Source organism: Blautia intestinalis, assembly GCF_014297355.1.
Lineage (GTDB): Bacteria > Bacillota > Clostridia > Lachnospirales > Lachnospiraceae > Blautia_A > Blautia_A intestinalis.
In genome coordinates this window covers 1-17,283 of the sequence record NZ_JACOQE010000006.1, presented here as the reverse complement: position 1 = coordinate 17,283, position 17,283 = coordinate 1, and the positions used below count along the sequence as shown (strand labels likewise).

The 17,283-nt window shown below is 37.9% G+C and carries 15 protein-coding genes, 4 pseudogenes and 1 riboswitch; all 19 genes and pseudogenes read left to right on the top strand.

Going from position 1 to position 17,283, the window contains the following annotated elements; all coding sequences use genetic code 11:
• Positions 1-251 precede the first annotated feature (251 nt).
• Entirely contained in the window at positions 252-1,772 is a 1,521-nt protein-coding gene (locus H8Z79_RS10670) for a PucR family transcriptional regulator (protein ID WP_015541196.1), read from the top strand.
• Between the two features lie 104 nt (positions 1,773-1,876).
• Positions 1,877-2,362 (top strand): annotated as a pseudogene (locus tag H8Z79_RS10665) (LysR family transcriptional regulator); the annotation flags it as partial.
• Positions 2,363-3,028: 666 nt separating this feature from the next.
• Entirely contained in the window at positions 3,029-3,178 is a 150-nt protein-coding gene (locus tag H8Z79_RS10660) for a hypothetical protein (RefSeq protein ID WP_182001928.1), read from the top strand.
• A 28-nt stretch (positions 3,179-3,206) separates the two neighbouring features.
• Positions 3,207-4,079 (top strand): damage-control phosphatase ARMT1 family protein, encoded by an 873-nt coding sequence (locus H8Z79_RS10655; protein ID WP_072523180.1) that lies wholly within the window; start codon positions 3,207-3,209, stop codon positions 4,077-4,079.
• A 221-nt stretch (positions 4,080-4,300) separates the two neighbouring features.
• A riboswitch (cyclic di-GMP riboswitch) is annotated at positions 4,301-4,376 on the top strand.
• Positions 4,377-4,475: 99 nt separating this feature from the next.
• Positions 4,476-6,320 carry an ABC transporter substrate-binding protein gene (locus tag H8Z79_RS10650; RefSeq protein WP_072523181.1) on the top strand — a complete coding sequence of 615 codons (1,845 nt, stop codon included), beginning with the start codon at positions 4,476-4,478 and terminating at the stop codon, positions 6,318-6,320.
• A gap of 146 nt (positions 6,321-6,466) precedes the next feature.
• Positions 6,467-8,617 (top strand): ATP-binding response regulator, encoded by a 2,151-nt coding sequence (locus H8Z79_RS10645; protein WP_187002839.1) that lies wholly within the window; start codon positions 6,467-6,469, stop codon positions 8,615-8,617.
• Between the two features lie 99 nt (positions 8,618-8,716).
• Positions 8,717-10,945 (top strand): transporter substrate-binding domain-containing protein, encoded by a 2,229-nt coding sequence (locus H8Z79_RS10640; protein ID WP_187002838.1) that lies wholly within the window; start codon positions 8,717-8,719, stop codon positions 10,943-10,945.
• 32 nt (positions 10,946-10,977) lie between these two features.
• Positions 10,978-11,118, top strand: a complete 141-nt coding sequence (locus H8Z79_RS10635; protein ID WP_182279274.1) for a hypothetical protein — start codon at positions 10,978-10,980, stop codon at positions 11,116-11,118.
• 180 nt (positions 11,119-11,298) lie between these two features.
• Positions 11,299-11,583 carry a fatty acid/phospholipid synthesis protein PlsX gene (locus H8Z79_RS10630; protein ID WP_225876969.1) on the top strand — a complete coding sequence of 95 codons (285 nt, stop codon included), beginning with the start codon at positions 11,299-11,301 and terminating at the stop codon, positions 11,581-11,583.
• A 4-nt stretch (positions 11,584-11,587) separates the two neighbouring features.
• On the top strand, positions 11,588-11,956 hold the full coding sequence (locus tag H8Z79_RS10625) for a DUF4186 domain-containing protein (protein WP_072523184.1): 369 nt from the start codon (positions 11,588-11,590) through the stop codon (positions 11,954-11,956).
• Positions 11,957-11,988: 32 nt separating this feature from the next.
• Positions 11,989-12,078, top strand: a pseudogene (locus H8Z79_RS17680) (YaiI/YqxD family protein); the annotation flags it as partial.
• Between the two features lie 462 nt (positions 12,079-12,540).
• Positions 12,541-13,044: pseudogene (locus tag H8Z79_RS10615) on the top strand (alpha/beta fold hydrolase); the annotation flags it as partial.
• Positions 13,045-13,251: 207 nt separating this feature from the next.
• Positions 13,252-13,509: pseudogene (locus H8Z79_RS17615) on the top strand (hypothetical protein); the annotation flags it as partial.
• Positions 13,510-13,824: 315 nt separating this feature from the next.
• Positions 13,825-14,082, top strand: coding sequence for a hypothetical protein (locus tag H8Z79_RS10605; RefSeq protein WP_015541207.1), 258 nt, complete (start codon positions 13,825-13,827; stop codon positions 14,080-14,082).
• Between the two features lie 390 nt (positions 14,083-14,472).
• The gene (rd, locus tag H8Z79_RS10600; RefSeq protein ID WP_015541208.1) at positions 14,473-14,637 is read left to right on the top strand and encodes a rubredoxin; all 165 of its coding nucleotides are present in this window, start codon (positions 14,473-14,475) and stop codon (positions 14,635-14,637) included.
• A gap of 76 nt (positions 14,638-14,713) precedes the next feature.
• Entirely contained in the window at positions 14,714-15,148 is a 435-nt protein-coding gene (locus H8Z79_RS10595) for a bacteriohemerythrin (protein WP_015541209.1), read from the top strand.
• Positions 15,149-15,740: 592 nt separating this feature from the next.
• Entirely contained in the window at positions 15,741-16,688 is a 948-nt protein-coding gene (locus H8Z79_RS10590; RefSeq protein WP_225876968.1) for an L-lactate dehydrogenase, read from the top strand.
• A 27-nt stretch (positions 16,689-16,715) separates the two neighbouring features.
• Positions 16,716-17,090 carry a desulfoferrodoxin family protein gene (locus tag H8Z79_RS10585; RefSeq protein ID WP_015541216.1) on the top strand — a complete coding sequence of 125 codons (375 nt, stop codon included), beginning with the start codon at positions 16,716-16,718 and terminating at the stop codon, positions 17,088-17,090.
• A gap of 91 nt (positions 17,091-17,181) precedes the next feature.
• The coding region (locus H8Z79_RS10580; RefSeq protein ID WP_187002817.1) for a rubredoxin at positions 17,182-17,283 on the top strand (102 nt) is incomplete at its 3' end.

Here is a 17,283-nt window from a genome sequence, read left to right as displayed (position 1 = left end):
TACCTCCTGTCTACTTTTGTTTTGATTTATTATAGTCAAAAAATACTGCATCGAACATTCTACAAAAAGATGGTTTTTATCTTCTTCTTTACATACAATTTGTATTCTAAAAAACCATACAATTTATATGGCCATTATTTGTGAATAATGCATATAAAACAGATGCCACCCATACAAAACGTATGGGTGATATCTTGACAGCTTTTTTTTGAAAAATTATAATATTTTTAGAATAATTTGGGAGGCTGGTTATGAAGTTATGCGCGGATATTCTTTATTGGAGGCTGAAAGAAGAACTGACAGGAGTTTTGTTTTATGGCAGGAAGAACAGTACACTGATCTTGAACCGACCGGAATTTTATCTGGATCGATCTCAGTCCTTTGAGGAAAATAGTGTCTATGTCTGTTCTGCAGATCATTTACCACAGACACCAGAGTTGGGAGAAAATGTCTGTCTGGTATGTTTGGGAGAACACTGGAATCTTAATGCCTACTATGAGCGGTGCAGCGTTATTCTTATACATGGCAGCCAGGACATTTTTCAAATATTCAATTTGGTGCAGGAAGTGTTCAATCAATATGATACCTGGGAGGAAAGGCTCTGGTTCATCCTGCGCCATGGTGCAGCTTTGTCTCAAATGCTGGATGCCAGTAGAGGCATCTTTGAAAATCCAATGCTGCTTATAGGCTCGGATTTTCGCTATCTGGGAGTGACGGAGGAAGAGTACCTGAAAAAACAATTGGGATTGCAATTGGACACGCAATCTTTCGATGTTGAGAAAATGGCAACATTTCTGTCTCTGCATGATATGTCCAACTATGTTCGCGAACCTCTGTTGCTGGAATTACAGGGAAGGCGTTCTCTCTCTGTAAATATTTTCGATCAGGAAGAATACTTAGGATGTCTGACTGTTTTTGAAGGATCTCGTCCATTCAGGTCCTCTGACAGGGCATTGGCAGTTTTCTTTTCCAAACTTCTGCGACAGGCTATTCAGCAGAATCCGATTTTGTCCAGTACCCGTACCGCTGTACGACGAGCCTTGCGCAGCGTCATTTCCGGGCAGCGTATTGATTTTGAATATCGTCGTGCTTTGAGTATGGAAAATGGAAAGCATGATTGGATCTGTATGAAGCTGATTCCGGAATCCAGCGGTAGTCATCTTTCAGGAACCTATCTTTCTGCTGCTTTGGAGGAGCGACATCCAGGATCATTTGCATTTGAATTTGAGGATGCTGTTGTAGAATTTCTGCCTGCTGATCAGGTTCAAAAGGAATCAATGGATTCGCTGACTTCCGTTTTGGAAAAACTTGGAGCCATTTGTGGTGTTTCCTCCTCATTTACCAATCTCTACGATGGAAATCATGCCTGGTTTCAGGCTTCTGCGGCGTTGCAGAACGGACTTTCTCAGGAAGATAATTCTATCATATTCTATTTTCAGGACTATTTGCTTCCGCAGCTTCTCAACAGTGCTCTGGCGGGACGGCCAAGCTGGGTTTATTATACGGAAGGCCTGAAACGCCTGAAGAAACATGATGACAGTTCACAGGTTTCTTATTTACATACTCTGAGGGTGTATTTGGACAATAATCTTTCTGTTACAAAAACTGCTGCGGCGCTTTATCTGCATCGTTCTACTCTGCTCGATCGGTTATCTCATATTACTGCCATGCTTGGCAGTGATCTGAGGGATCCGGACTATTGTCTGACACTTGGGATTATTCTTAGGGCCGAGTTGGAGCAACGACGAATAGAGAAAATTTATCTGAAATAACTTATCACATAAGACTGTAAAATGTCACATTAAAGATATAGATGATGTCTGGGATGCAACATGATAGAATGGTTAGAATAAAAAAATTGTAGGAATATAAAAACATGGAATTAAGACTATTACGCTATTTTTTGACAGTAGCAAAAGAACAGAGCTTTACAAAAGCAGCAGAACAATTGCATATTACCCAGCCAACGCTATCCAGACAAATGGCGGCATTTGAAGAGGAGCTTGGAGTAACATTATTTATTCGAAGCGGGAAGAAAATTTCGCTTACTGAAGAGGGGATTTTATTAAAAAGGCGTGCCCTGGAGATCCTTAATCTTGAGGAAAAAACACTTGAGGAACTGAAAGGAAAAGAAGATGTTGTAGAGGGAACTATAACCATTGGATGCGGTGAATTTGCAGCGGTGGAGACATTGGCGGAGATATGCAAAACATATAAAGAAAAATATCCACTGGTTCAGATTGTGTTGCATACTGCAACAGCAGATACAGTGTATGAGATGATGAACAAAGGACTTGTAGACATTGCATTATTCCTGGAGCCGGTGGACACGGAAGGGCTGGATTATATCTGGATTACGGATTCTTCTTTAAAATATCATCTTCAAAATGCAAAAAATCATGGTGTAACACAAAAAGAGATGGTATTTCCTATCGGTGCACCAAATGATGGGTTTGCACCGTATTTTCCGGCAGAAGTGAAACACTGGCATGGTGCCGCACCGGATGAATGGTTTTCTCATCTTGCTGTGAACGATAGCAACAGTGCTAACCAAATAGCTCACAGAACCCACCACGTCTCTTGGTGAGGGGAAGCGCGTTGGGGCTTTTGAAAGGATATTGATTACAGAGAATCCGTTGGGGTTCTCTTTTTTGTTCTTTGTAAAAAATAATTAATAGAAAGAAGAAACATTGTTTGATAAAAATAGTAAAATACAGGCGAAATACACAGCAAATCATACAAAAGTAGTATTTTTCTAAAAGAAAGCTGCGGCTATAATAAAACCATAAAAAAACATAGAAGGAGGTTGGCAAGTGAGCGATAATCCATTACTTAACCTGAATCCGGATGACTTGGCCGGTATGAGCCTTCAGAATCTGGAATCACTGGAGCAGGTTTTCAGTAAAGGTCTGATCGGAAAAACGCTGTTGTGATCGGAGGAGCTACAGGGCTTGCTTGTAATGAAACAGATTTACAAGCTGACAAATGATGGTATAATTCTATTATTGATCTGATAGAAAGGGGAGATATGAGAAAAGCAATTGTATATGCATCGGTGCATCATGGAAATACAGAAAAAATAGTAAATAGTATAGCAGAAACGTGTCGGGTCGATATTGAAAATAGAACAACAATCTACAAAAAAGAAAATGAAAAGAATCATTTTTATTTACTGTAATAAACTAATATGATGTAGGGAGAATAATATGGTTATAAATAAAGAATGTAAAAAATGTCAGATAAAACGAAATGTTGATAAATACCCTGATAATGTAACTAAAGAAGAAATAAAAAAATATCAATATGAAGTTAACGAAATCATAAGGAATAGTGATGGATTAACTACACCACAGATAGCAGAGAAAATGGACAACCTTCGTCGGGATATGTTTGGGAATTTAATGGACTATACGGAAATTAAAAAACATTATAATCAATTAATGTTGGAATGTCTTCCATATATGAAAAATAGAGTTAATATAGCTGAAGATCATTTGAAAATGGCAATACAGTATGCGATGGTTGGAAATTATATTGATTTTGGTGCATTAGAAAATGTGAATGAAATTAAGTTAAAAACTCAGCTGGATGAAGCAGTAAATATACATATAGATCCTAATCTGCTGACTGTTTTTCAGAAAGATATAGTCAATGCAAACAGGTTAGTTTATTTTACAGATAACTGCGGAGAAATTGTAACAGATAAGTTATTCATTTCAACTCTTCGAGATATTAATCCTGATTTGTATATATCTGTAATTGTAAGAGGAAAGCCGGTTCTAAATGATGCGACATTAGAGGATGCAAAATATATTCATATGGAAAATGTTGCGCAAAAGGTAATTGGAAACGGTACAGGAATGCCAGGTAACGTTATAGGAGCAATATCCCAGGAAGCAATGGAGGAGATCAAGAACGCTGATTTGCTGATTTCTAAAGGTCAGGGGAATTATGAAGGATTAAGTGGTTGCGGATTAAATATTTATTATTTTTTCCTATGCAAATGTGAAATGTTTATGAGACGTTTTGGCGTTGAACAATTTACGGGGATTATGACAAGAGAAGAAGTTATTAAATGATACAGGGTGATCAAGGTAGGGTAAAAATTCACTCAAGAAAATAATATATCATGGATTAACCGTTTTTCTAAAAGATGAGTCGGAGGTCACGGATAACAATGTGGCTTTCGGCTTTTTTGTTTTTGAACGTTAAAACGGTTATTTTTTTTCTTGTGTATAATAGAGCGTTAAAGTATAATAAAATCAGTTTTTTGCATAAGTTTAAAAGCTATAATCTATAATAAGGAAATCGGCAAACCAGATGAAAGTCTGGGACGCAAAGCTACAGGGCCTTTAAAATGGCAGCCAGTTGCATGAAATGAGGTGCACTGTCTGTCTGACGGTGCTTTTTTACGGTGTTATTTCATAGACGTAACAATAATGATTTTGTCAGGAAAGAATGAGGAAAATAAGAGTATGAAAAAGGCAAAACGTTGTCTGATAGCAGTGGTGTCAGGTATACTTGCAACAACTGCTGTTTTGTCTGGATGTGGACAGTCAAAGAAAGAAATATCTAAAAACGATGATCATCTTACCGTTTATCTGTGGGAAAATCGTTTGATGAAAAATATTGCACCTTATATCCATGAACAGTTTCCTGATCAGGATATTGAATTTATTATTGGTAACAATGATACCGATTTATACAGTTATTTTAAAGAACATGATGAATTACCGGATATCATAACAGTACGTCGATTCTCCGGAACAGATGCACAGGACTTACAGCCTTATCTTATGGATTTTGCTTCTTATGATGTTGTTTCTAAGTATTATTCTTATGCGGTGCAATATTATAAGAATGAGGAGGATGAAATCCAGTGGCTGCCAATCTGTGGTATTCCGCAGACGATCATTGCCAACAAAACACTATTTGATCAGTATGGCGTAAAGATTCCAGAAAATTATGAGGAATATGTACAGGCCTGTCAGCAGTTTTATGATAATGGCATAAAACCGTATTCCATGGATCTTGGGGAAGACTGGTCTAATAATGAAATCATCCAGGCGGCGGCAATCGGTGAGTTTACAAGCCTGGATGGTATTGAATGGCGAAACGGTGCAGAGACTGCAGCGGATGAAGTGAAGTTTGATGATGTATTATGGAAACGTATTTTTTCAGAAACCAGTCAGTTTCTTAAGGACTCGCATTTTGGCAAAGAAGATATCAATATTGACGTCGATACAGGAATCCAGATGTTTGTCGAGGGAAAATCAGCAATGTTTCATGGACATCCGACGGTTATGCAGCAGGTGCAGAAACAGATGGATGCGGAGCTGATCCGTATTCCTTACTTTTCACAGACATCGGATGAATCCTATGTGTACATGACTCCGTCCTTAAACATTGCATTTAACAAAAATCTGGAAAAAGACCGGGAGAAACTGGATACTGCACTGGATGTGCTGGATTGTATGATTTCAGAAGAGGGGCAAAAGCTGATTGCGGATGGAAGCGGTGTTATTTCATTGAATACAGATGTTCCAACCATGATGCAGGATGTGCCAGGACTGAAAGAGGAAATTAATAATAATGCTGTTTATATCCGGTATTCCGCTCAAAAATCATTTGATGCAAGTCTTGAGGCTGTTCACGGATTACTGACAGGGGAAATGGATGAAACACAGGCTTATGATACTTTTCGCAGTGTAATGAATCGTAAAGATCCAGAAGAAAAAGCAATGGTGAATTTTGAAAATGAATATTCCATTTCACTGAACGATAGAAATGGCCGTGATGCAGCATCTTCCATTTTAACTACGATCAGAGAAGAAAATGATGCACAGCTGGCGCTGGCACCATATTATTATTTTACTTCTTCTATGTACAAAGGAGAATGCACCAATAGCCGGGTTGGCATGATGACAGCGAAGAGTTCAGATACAGTATTATATTTTGCAAAAATTAATGGTAAACAGGTTTATGAACTCGTGGAAAATTATCTCGCCGAAGCTGATGAGAATTTTTATGTAACAAATAAATACGAATTACCAATTGCATCCGGTATGAAAATGATCGTCAATCAAGAGGAAAGTGGATTTTCATTAAAGGACTTGACAGTTAATGATAAGAAAATAGACAAAGAAAAGGAATACTCTATTCTTCTTACAGACACCACAATGTCTGTTTTGAAAAAAATAAATCCGAAATGTGAGATTGAGCAGCTTAAAGATACAACATTATCAAGTGCATGGATCGAAGCAATGTCAAAAGGACAGCAGCCGTCAGCACCGGAAGACTATATAGAGGTTGAACAGTAAAAGTGGAGGTAGAACAAACGGTAAATAAAAGAAAAAAAATAACAAGGCTGTTGCTTATACTACTTATTATTCTTTTAAGCTTAGTTTGTATAAAGTATCTTATAAGTAAGTCTGGCAAGTATATCAGCGAAAATGGAAAAAGCAGTATGGAAGCTGTTGTTGAACAGATACAGCAGACCTATGATCTTCAAGTGAGTGGATACTACAACCAGCTGCAGTTGGTTGAGGAATTTTTACTTCATGAGAGGGAGCTGTCTCTTGAAACGGATGTGAACAAAAGTTTCTTTGAAGCATGGGAAAAAGAATCGGAAAGTACACTTATATTCCTTCAGGAAAATGGTCAGGCAATATCAGCAGGTGGAACAAAAATGCGGATTGATATGCCAAGTAAACTTCTGCTGGACTTAAAGAACGGATACAATATTGGAAAACTGGTGCGTCTTGATTATGATCAGAAGAAAAAAGACGGTTATCTGGTTGCGATCCCATGTCAGGAATATACCATCAATGGGGAAACTTATACGGCAATTGGAACTGTGTATGATCATTCGAAACTGGATTCCATGTTAAAATTGAAAGGTTATCATGGGAAAGCATATTTGTTCATGCTGGATAATGACGGAAATATTACGTATACGAACCAGAGTGGAGATAAATACCTGCGTAATTATTCTTTGTTAAAACATTTAAAAGGGGAACAGGCTATTACAGAAGAAGAGGCTGATTTGTTCAAAAAGAAGTTTGATAACAGAGAATCCGGAGTTGCACTTTTGGGAAAACAGAATCCCTATTATCTGGGGTATTGCCCGATAGAAAGCAACAACACCATTTTGGTATGCATTGTGGCAAGGGGAGTTGTTGACAATGTGCTGACGGATTACCAGAAAACGGTGTTGTTTACAACAATACTCATGGCAGGTTTTATACTTTTACTTTTTACCGGATTATTCTACAGTATTTCCAGACTCAGTCTTGCAGATCAAAAAGCAGAATATGAAAAAAGAAATAATGAACTTCATTTACAAACAATGAAGGAAATGGAAGTAGTCAATCAAAAACTGAAAAAGGCAAAGAACGTTGCAACAGAGGCTTTACAGACAGCTGAAAATGCAAATAAGGCGAAAACGGATTTCCTGTCTAATATGTCACATGATATTCGCACACCTATGAATGCAATCATTGGTATCACATCTTTGATCAGACATGATGCAGGTAATAAAGCAAAAGTTATAGAGTATGCAGATAAAATAGATATTTCATCACAGCATCTGTTAGGAATTATTAATGATGTTTTGGATATGAGTAAGATTGAGGCAGGAAAAACAGTCTTCAAGTATTCTGACTTTTCTATACTGGATTTTATACAGGAACTTGACACTATATTTCATACTCAAATATATGAAAAGCAGCAGACCTTTACAATCATAAAAGAAAATATTCAGCATGAGTGGGTGAATGGGGATCAGGTTCACCTGATGCAGATTTTCAGCAACCTGCTTTCCAATGCAGTGAAGTATACCCAGGAAGGTGGGGAAATTCAGCTTCTGGTAGAAGAATGTGAGACAAAGTCATCTGTCTATGCAAAGTACCGTTTCTTAGTTAGCGATAATGGTATGGGAATGTCGGCAGATTTCAAGGATACAATTTTTGATGCGTTTACCCGTGCGGAAAGTTCCCTTACAAATAAAATACAAGGAACCGGACTTGGAATGGCGATTACTAAGAATCTGGTTGAGGCAATGGGAGGTACCATTGATGTGGAGAGTGAATTGGGACAGGGAAGCTGTTTTGAGGTTCTCTTGGATCTGAAAATTGCAGAGGATAGAACGGTTGCTCTGGCGGCACAAGAAGAAACAGATGAGCAGGGTGGAAATATTCTGCAGGGAATGAAATTCCTGTGTGCAGAGGATAATGAGTTGAACGCAGAGATCCTGACGGAACTGTTAAAGATTGAAGGTGCGGAATGTGCCATCTGTGAAAATGGCGAAGAGATTTTGAAAGCATTTGAGCAGTCTGCTCCAGGTGATTATGACATGATCCTGATGGATGTGCAGATGCCTGTTATGAATGGTTATGAGGCAACGAAGGCAATCCGCAGAAGCTCCCATGAACTGGCAAAGACGATTCCGATCATTGCCATGACTGCGAATGCATTTTCAGAAGATATTCAGCATTCTTTTGCAGCTGGCATGAATGCACATGTTTCAAAACCGGTTGAGATGAAGATGCTGGAAAAGACGATCAGAAGCATAAAATCTGGTGGGGGGGGTACCGAACCGCAGGTCACTGAACAGTGACAAATGGATTTGATGCGGCAGTGCAATTTTATTAAATCAGGAGGTTGACAAGGAGATGTATAGAGAAAATATATTTGACAGACAGACAGGAGATTTAATATGATTTCGAGAGCAAAGAAATATGTGGCAGTATTACTGGCTTTTGTATGCGTGTGTATGATATTTTCTCCCCAGACTGCATATGCAGCCGAGGACAGTTCGCAGCATGAAACTGTCAAAGTCGGTTTCTTTGCCATGGATGGTTATCATGTGATGGATGAAGAAGGCAACCGCAGCGGGTATGGCTATGATTTTCTTCGGCTGATGGCCCGTTATTGGGATGTAGATTACGAATATGTCGGATATGATAAGAGCTGGGATGATATGCAGCAGATGCTTGAAGATGGCGAGATTGATATGGTAACATCTCCCCGCAAAACACCGGAAAGAAAAGAAAAGTTTGATTTTTCACGTCCGATCGGAACCAATAATGGGATTCTGACCGTCCGCAGTGACAACAGCACGATTGTGGATGGTAATTACAGTACTTACAACGGTATGCGTGTGGCACTTTTGAACGGAAGCTCACGAGATAAAGAGTTTGCGGATTTTGCAGGCAATAAAGGATTTACATATGATCCATTTTATTTTGATACGACAGAAGAGATGGAGGAAGCTCTTCAGAGCGGAAATGTTGATGCTATTGCTGCCAGTTCTCTGAGAAAAACAAACAATGAGCGTATCGTGGATAAATTTGACAGCAGCGATTTCTATGTCATGGTTAAAAAAGGTAATACAGAATTGCTGAATGAGATCAATTATGCAATCGACCAGATGAATGCAGTTGAGGGTGACTGGAAAACGACACTTTATAATAAAAATTATGAAAGCATAGAAACTAAGAATCTAGAATATACGGAGAAAGAAAAAAGTATTATTTCACAGTATTCCAAGGACAACCCGCTTCATGTTCTGTGTGATCCGACCCGTTATCCATATTCTTATAATGAAAATGGTGAGATGAAGGGTATTATCCCGGATTACTTCCGGAAAATTGCAGACTATGCCGGGATTTCCTATGAGTTTCTTACACCTGCCACCAGAGATGAGTATATTGCCTATCAGAAAAATAAGGATACTACAGATATTAGCATCGATGCGCGCCTGGAAACAGATAACTATGCTGAGACGAAAAAATGGGGGATTACTGCACCTTTCATTACGATGCAGCTGGCAAGTGTGACACGGCGTGACTTTGATGGAAAAATTAATGTTGTTACTACTGTTGACCAGACAGTATCAAATTCAATTGAAGATGCAATGGCACCCGGTGCAGAAAAACTGATGTGCAGTACCCGACAGGAAATGATGGAAGCTGTCCGTGAGGGTAAAGCAGATGCTGCCTTCGTCTACTATTACATGGCACAGGCGTTTGTGAACAGTGACACTACGGGCACCATGACATATACTCTGCTGGAACAGCCTACATTCACCTACCGCATGGTAATTTCATCAACTGAGAACCATGCGCTGGCTGGTATTCTGACGAAAGCAATGTATGCCATGCCCAAAAATCTTGTTGAAGATCTTGCAGCACAGTATACCACATACAAAGCAACAGAGCTGACATTTGTTGACTGGATCCGTCTGCATCCTGTTGTTACTGTTTGGGTTCTTCTTATTTTTGGATGGCTGCTGACTATTATGGCTGTGACAATGGTGCGTCTCAGTGCAAGAAAAAAAGCTCAGAAGGCGGCCCAGGAGAAAGCTGAGAAAATGGCGGAACTGGCAGAGCATGCACAGGCTGCAAACAAGGCAAAAACAGCATTTCTGTCACATATGTCCCATGATATGAGGACACCGATGAATGAGGGAACCACATTTACTGTGGATATTCCTTTGGAAATTACAGATAAGGAATGTAATAAGTCAGACACAGGTATTTCTGAAAAGGTGAATCTTACAGGTGTGAATGTCCTTCTTGCAGAGGATAATGAACTGAATGCAGAGATTGCTGCCGTGCAGTTGGAAGAGTTCGGGATGAATGTAGAAAGAGCTGTGGATGGAAAGAATGCTGTTGAGATTTTCAGAAATCATCCGGAAGGCACATTTGATGTAATCCTGATGGATATCATGATGCCTGAAATGAATGGTTATGAAGCGGCAAAAGCAATCAGGGCAATGAATGACAGACCGGATGGAAAAAACATTCCTATTATAGCAATGACAGCTAATTCATTTGCAGAAGATGTTCAGGCATCACTGGATGCAGGAATGAACGCACATTTGTCAAAGCCGATTGTGATTGATGAAGTTATAAAAACGATTATAAGGTATGTATATAATTGATTAGCAGAGGTTCATGAATTAGTGGAATACAATTGACAGGAGGACTAAAAGATGACAATGCGAGAGTGCTTGGAGATGCTTATAACTATCTGGGAGCCGAAAACGGAAATCAGGCAATCCAGATGATAGGAGAAAATATTGGAATTGATCTGATGCTTTTAGATATGCAATAGCTACATTTTCATCATTTACACATGAACCGGAAGTAGTGAAGTTCTAAGGATAACATAAGATGGCGAAAAGTAAAAAGAAAAAAATACATAAAAAGATAGATGGTCAGCTTTTATAAAAGTATTGTTGATCAGGACAGAGCATCCATTGTTATATGCAATCTTAATCATGAGATTATTTACATGAATCCGGCAGCTGTTATCAGTTATGCGAAGCGAGGTGGCGATAAACTAGTTGGAAGAAGTTTGTTAGATTGTCATAATCCGGAATCAAGAGATAAAATACAGCAGGTAGTGGACTGGTTTGCAGTAGATGAAAGTCATAATATCGTTTATACTTTTCACAACGAGAAACAGAATAAAGATGTTTATATGGTGGCACTCAGAGATGATGGGAAGTTGATAGGATATTATGAGAAGCATGAATATCGAAATACAGAGACTATGAAACAATACGATTTGTGGTGATGACATGACGAAGGATGAATGGTACAAGCAGTTATTTGAACGACTGGATAATTCCAAGTTTCGAAGCAGTTTCCATCTGAAGCAGAAGGATATTGATTACATAAACGAAAAAGGACTGGATACAATCAGACAACATGCAAAGGAGTTTATCGCAAAGAGAGAAGCTCCGGCGTATATAGCAAATGATGGCAAGCAGACACCAATGCGTGGGCATCCGGTATTTATTGCCCAGCATGCAACGGCAACATGTTGCAGAGATTGCATTCGGAAGTGGCATAAAATGCAACCGGGAAAGAAACTAAGCCAAGTGCAGCAGGAATATCTTGTAGATATAATTATGACATGGATTCAAAAAGAAATGGAGAGGAACTAGTGCAAATATTTGTTGATGCAGATGCCTGCCCTGTAGTTGCAATGGCATTGAGAAAAGGTGCTTATGCTATTCATCAATCAGGTAAATGGTACACGAATGATAAAAATGTGAAACAGGGTCTTCAGCTTTTTCTGCAAGTCCTGTTTTTCCGGAGGGCAGCAGCCTGTTCTGATTCAAGATTTTCTATCTGATTCTGGATTTTATTAGAGCTTGGGATTTTGGTAATACTGAGATCCTGAAGCTCTTTTTTTAATGAATCGTGGAGCTGGTATTCTGCCTGATGCTTGGTTCAGTAAGCTTTTGGATTTTTTGCAGATTTGCAATCTTCTATCACTTTACGGCAGAGCCGGTAAGAATCGCAGTGTTTCTGAATGACTTTCTGCGTGCTCAGATCACTGTTGATGTGTGCTGCTCTCTGATCAATGAGGCCTTCCGTTAATCGGTCAATGGGTATATACTCATATTAACCGAACTGGTCAACGGAGGTGATTTATAAATGATAAATTTTTCGCTTTGTCGGAAGAAAAACAATCACAAGTATTGAATGTCGCCCATACGACATTGGAAATGGTTTATAGGAAGGGGAACAGAAAATTACATTAGTGTTTTTACCGGGACTTACGGCAGACCACCGGCTTTTTGAGAAGCAGACAGAATATTTTGAGAATAAACAGAATGTGTTTGTATGGGATGCACCATCACATGCATTATCCAGACCATTTACGAATAATTACAGTTTATCAGACATGGCAGAATGGCTTTATGAAATCCTGGCAAAAGAAGAAATTTATAATCCGATCATTATCGGTCAGTCTATGGGCGGATATCTGGCTCAAATGTATATGGAATTATATCCGGATAAGATAAAAGGCTTTATCTCCATTGATTCGGCACCGCTTCAAAAGTCTTATATGACTGCGATGGAAATATGGCTTCTTGAAAGAGCAGAGCCATTATATAAGATATATCCATGGAAAGCACTTCTTAGGGCTGGTTCAAGAGGGTGTGCAGAGACGGATTATGGTCAGAATCTTATGCGGAAGATGATGATGTCCTATAATCCAGATCATAAAGAATATGCAAGGCTTGTCGCTGATAGAGAAAAAGCAAAAGACATTTTAAAAAGAGTAAATTATTATCGCTTTACGGGTTATGCTTTGCAATTCAGACAAGAGCCTTCTGGTAGTGACTATATTGAAAAAGCAGAAGTATATTATAGGACACAGATAGTATATGGATTTTCAATAGCCAAATGTATAGAAGCTCCGCATGATTAGCATTACGATGAAAATAATTTCTATAACAAAAAGGGTTACAAGGAAGTTATGGAAAATTTCAGCAGGGAGAAAAATTATTATAAAGATAGTCTGATTGTAAAACATCACAAATTGAAATATTCTAGCAAAATGCCGTTGTGGGTTATTGTAGAATTTAGTAAGAAATCATTGATTCAGACGGTGGAAACAGTGATAGATGAATATAGGGACGACATTGATTTGAATCTGATTGGATTCCCGGAAAATTATTTGGAAATTATGAAGAATAATTTGTGAGAAAGCGAATAATTATATAGTTTATATTGAATACGATCAGAAAGAACCTGAACATAAACAGGTTCTTTTTGTTATAATGCTGCATACTCACTTTCGGTAAAAAGATATATGGTATCATTATTGCGTAGCAAGATAATATTTTCAATAGGTATCTCACATTGATTCAAATAAATTTTCTTTTCAATGTTAGCCAAAGGTGCTATATGGGTAATGCAGATTTCACTCATCTTTATATGTTCAAAAGAGAAGATATGTAAAGATTGGTATGGAATAATTGAATATAGTGGTTCAGTTGAGGAAGAGTAGGTGAATAATATGAGATACGAAGATTCGATGAAAGGTGTAGCTGATCAGATAATCAAAGAACAGCAGCGAGCCAGTAAAATTAAAAACAATCCAGAAGAATTCCATTGGCATGACGAATATGCAACGTTGAATTTCTTTCGGTTTATCTGCAAAAATATCGGTAACTTGAGAAATGGAGAAATTGAAAAAATGGTCACACGCTTAAATCGCATAGATCAGAAAGCAGTGGAAAACCATGTGAATGGTGCGGTTTGGGCATTTGCTTAGGATAAGATGTTCTGTGTACTGATGGAAAATGAAATTTGCCGAAAGGTGTGTGAAAAGAATAAATATAATAGTTGGACGAAGCTGATTGGACAGTATTGTGTTTCAATGGCTTAAAGACGAAGAAAGTTGTTGTAGAGAAATAATTTCCAGCAACTCTGTCTTTAATGAATAGAGTTCATTTTTTTATTCAACTATTCCCATGATATATACAATATGTAAATGTGCAATTCAAATATCAGTTTATGCTAAGTGTAAAAATGATAATAATTACTATTATTGACAAAAGAATAATTATCATGTATAATACAGATATACAAGAAACAAAGTGTTAGAAAAATTGCTAGAAACTTGGTAACAAAAATAAATCGACATTGAAAATGGAAAATGACTATGATAAAATATGAATGTGAACCATGTGGATATATTTATGATTCGGCAGTAGGAGATCCAGACGCTGGTATCGATCCAGAAACTGCATTTGAGGATATTCCAGATGACTGGACATGCCCAATCTGCGGATTAGGAAAAGATGTTTTCGTTCCTGTAGAAGACTAAGCAGAAAATGCAGGTACGAAACTGCCATACATTAAAAGAGCCTAAGAGAACATATAAAAGAAATGGAGGTCAAATTATGACTTACGATTTAAACATTACCTTTGATGACAATTTAGTAACAGGAAATGAAACAATTGATACCCAGCATAAAGAATTGATCGACCGTATCCAGAACTTTGTAACTGCCTGTCAAAATGGCGACAGCAAAGTAAAAGCAATCAAAATGCTGGATTATCTGGATGAATATACTGACTTTCATTTCAAAGAAGAGGAAAAGCTTCAGGAAAAATCCGGTTATCCAGAGCGTGAAAAACATTATGAAAAACATGAAGAGTTTAAAAAGACAATTCAGGAACTGTATGAATACCTTCAGGAGTATGAAGGACCAACAGATCGGTTCAGTGAACTTGTACAGAAAAATGTAATCGACTGGCTGTTTGGACACATTAAAACATACGACCGCTCTGTGGCAAAATTTATCTTTATGAAACAAAATCCAGACCGATGCTAAAATAAACCAGGGAACGAGTTCACTCAGAATGTAGACAACGTGATGAAGTAAACTAGGGGCTGTCACAATGCAGCCCCTTTCCTGTTATAGCGATATTCTAGGTAATATATTGCGCTGGCATGACATATTATTTTACTACTACTATATGGGAAGAGCAAGCAGCTCTTCTTTTTTGTTGTCCTTTTTATCCAATTTTAAGTTGTAAAGTCTCTTTTCATTCGACAAAATTCTCCACAGACAGAGGATATGCGACGAGCATTGATATGAACATCTATTTATGGAAAGAGGATATTGAAGACGGGGAATCGGTAATGACAGCCGAATATAGACCTGTAGAATACGGAAAGGACTATGATGTTGTCAATAATCCTGATAAATTTCAACTATATATAGATGGAAAAGAGATTAAATAGTAATCTCCTGAAAGCAAGCTTTTTGTCAATTATTTCAAAGAAAAATTAAAGGATAACAATACATAGTTTTGACAATGATATTTTGAAAAAATTTATAGGAAGGCTCTATTATCAAATTGACATAGGAATATGGTAGCGTATAATTAGAATTGAATACACTGAAAAAATGGAGGAATTACATGAAAGCACATAAATATTGGTCAGTAGGAGCATTGATCACAATGCTTGGGACTTTTTACACTGGATATAAAAAGCAAAAATCAAGTCACAAATACTTTGCTTTAAGTTCTATGTTATGTATGGTAATGGCGATATATACAGGTCATATCAGTCATGGTATTCCATTTGCAAGTCCGATGAAAATATATGCCGGAGATTATGATGATGTGGCTGATGCTGCAATTGTTGTCATATCTGCCGGAGCTGGACAGAAACCGGGAGAGACAAGGCTTGATCTCGTAAATAAAAATGTAGCAATATTTAAGTCAATCATTCCTGAAATAGCAAAGAGAAATTTTGCAGGTATCATGCTTGTAGTTGCGAATCCGGTAGATATCCTGACTCAGGTAGCCATAAAGTTATCCGGACTTCCAGAAAACAGGGTTATTGGATCGGGTACTGTGTTAGATAGTGCCAGATTAAGATATAAGCTTGGTGAGCATTTATCTGTGGACAGCAGGAGTGTTCATGCATTTATAGTAGGTGAGCATGGAGACAGCGAAGTTGTAGCATGGTCATCAGCCAATGTATCTGGTGTTCCATTAAGTGAAATGTGTGAAATGCGTGGACATTACAAGTACAAGGAAAACACGGCAGAAATAGCTACAGCAGTCAAGAACAGTGCTTATGAGATTATAAACAAAAAGCACGCTACATATTATGGAATTGCAATGTCTGTAAAAAGAATCTGCGAAGTGATTATGAGAGATGAAAAATCAATACTTCCTGTATCACACATGATTCATGGAGTATATGATATTGACGAAGTATCGTTAAGTATGCCAGCTATTGTAGGTGCAGATGGTATTGAGTCTGATATACCTATTAATTTAAGTGGCGAGGAAGCGTTAAAGCTTAAGGAATCTGCAGATTCATTGAAAAAGATTATGGAGACAATTGAATTATAAATTTTACACATGGAAGGAGAAAAAGGCATGGAAGTAAGGTATTATATTTGTAAGCATTGTGGAAACATTGTTGAAAAGGTAAAGGATAAGGGTGTACCTGTAATTTGTTGCGGAGAACCTATGCAGGAATTAAAAGCCGGAGTGACAGATGCTGCTGTCGAGAAGCATGTACCTGTATATACGGTAGAAGGCAGTCATGTTCATGTCGTGGTCGGAGAGACAAAACATCCAATGCTTGAAGCGCATTTCATTGAGTGGATTACATTAAATACAAACCAGGGAATATACAGAAAACAGTTAAATCCAGGGCAGGAGCCGGTAGCAGATTTTTGTCTTTGCGATGGTGAACAGGTAGAAGAAGTATATGCATATTGTAACCTGCATGGATTATGGAAATGCTAAAAGCATTTATACATATTAAGGTTACAGAACAACACAAATACAACAGTAATATATGCTGTGTATTAATATATTTATAAGGAGGAACAAACTAATGAAATATGTATGTGACGTTTGCGGATGGGAATATGATGAAGAGGAAGGTTATCCTGAAGGTGGTATTGCACCAGGAACAAAGTGGGAGGATGTTCCGGAA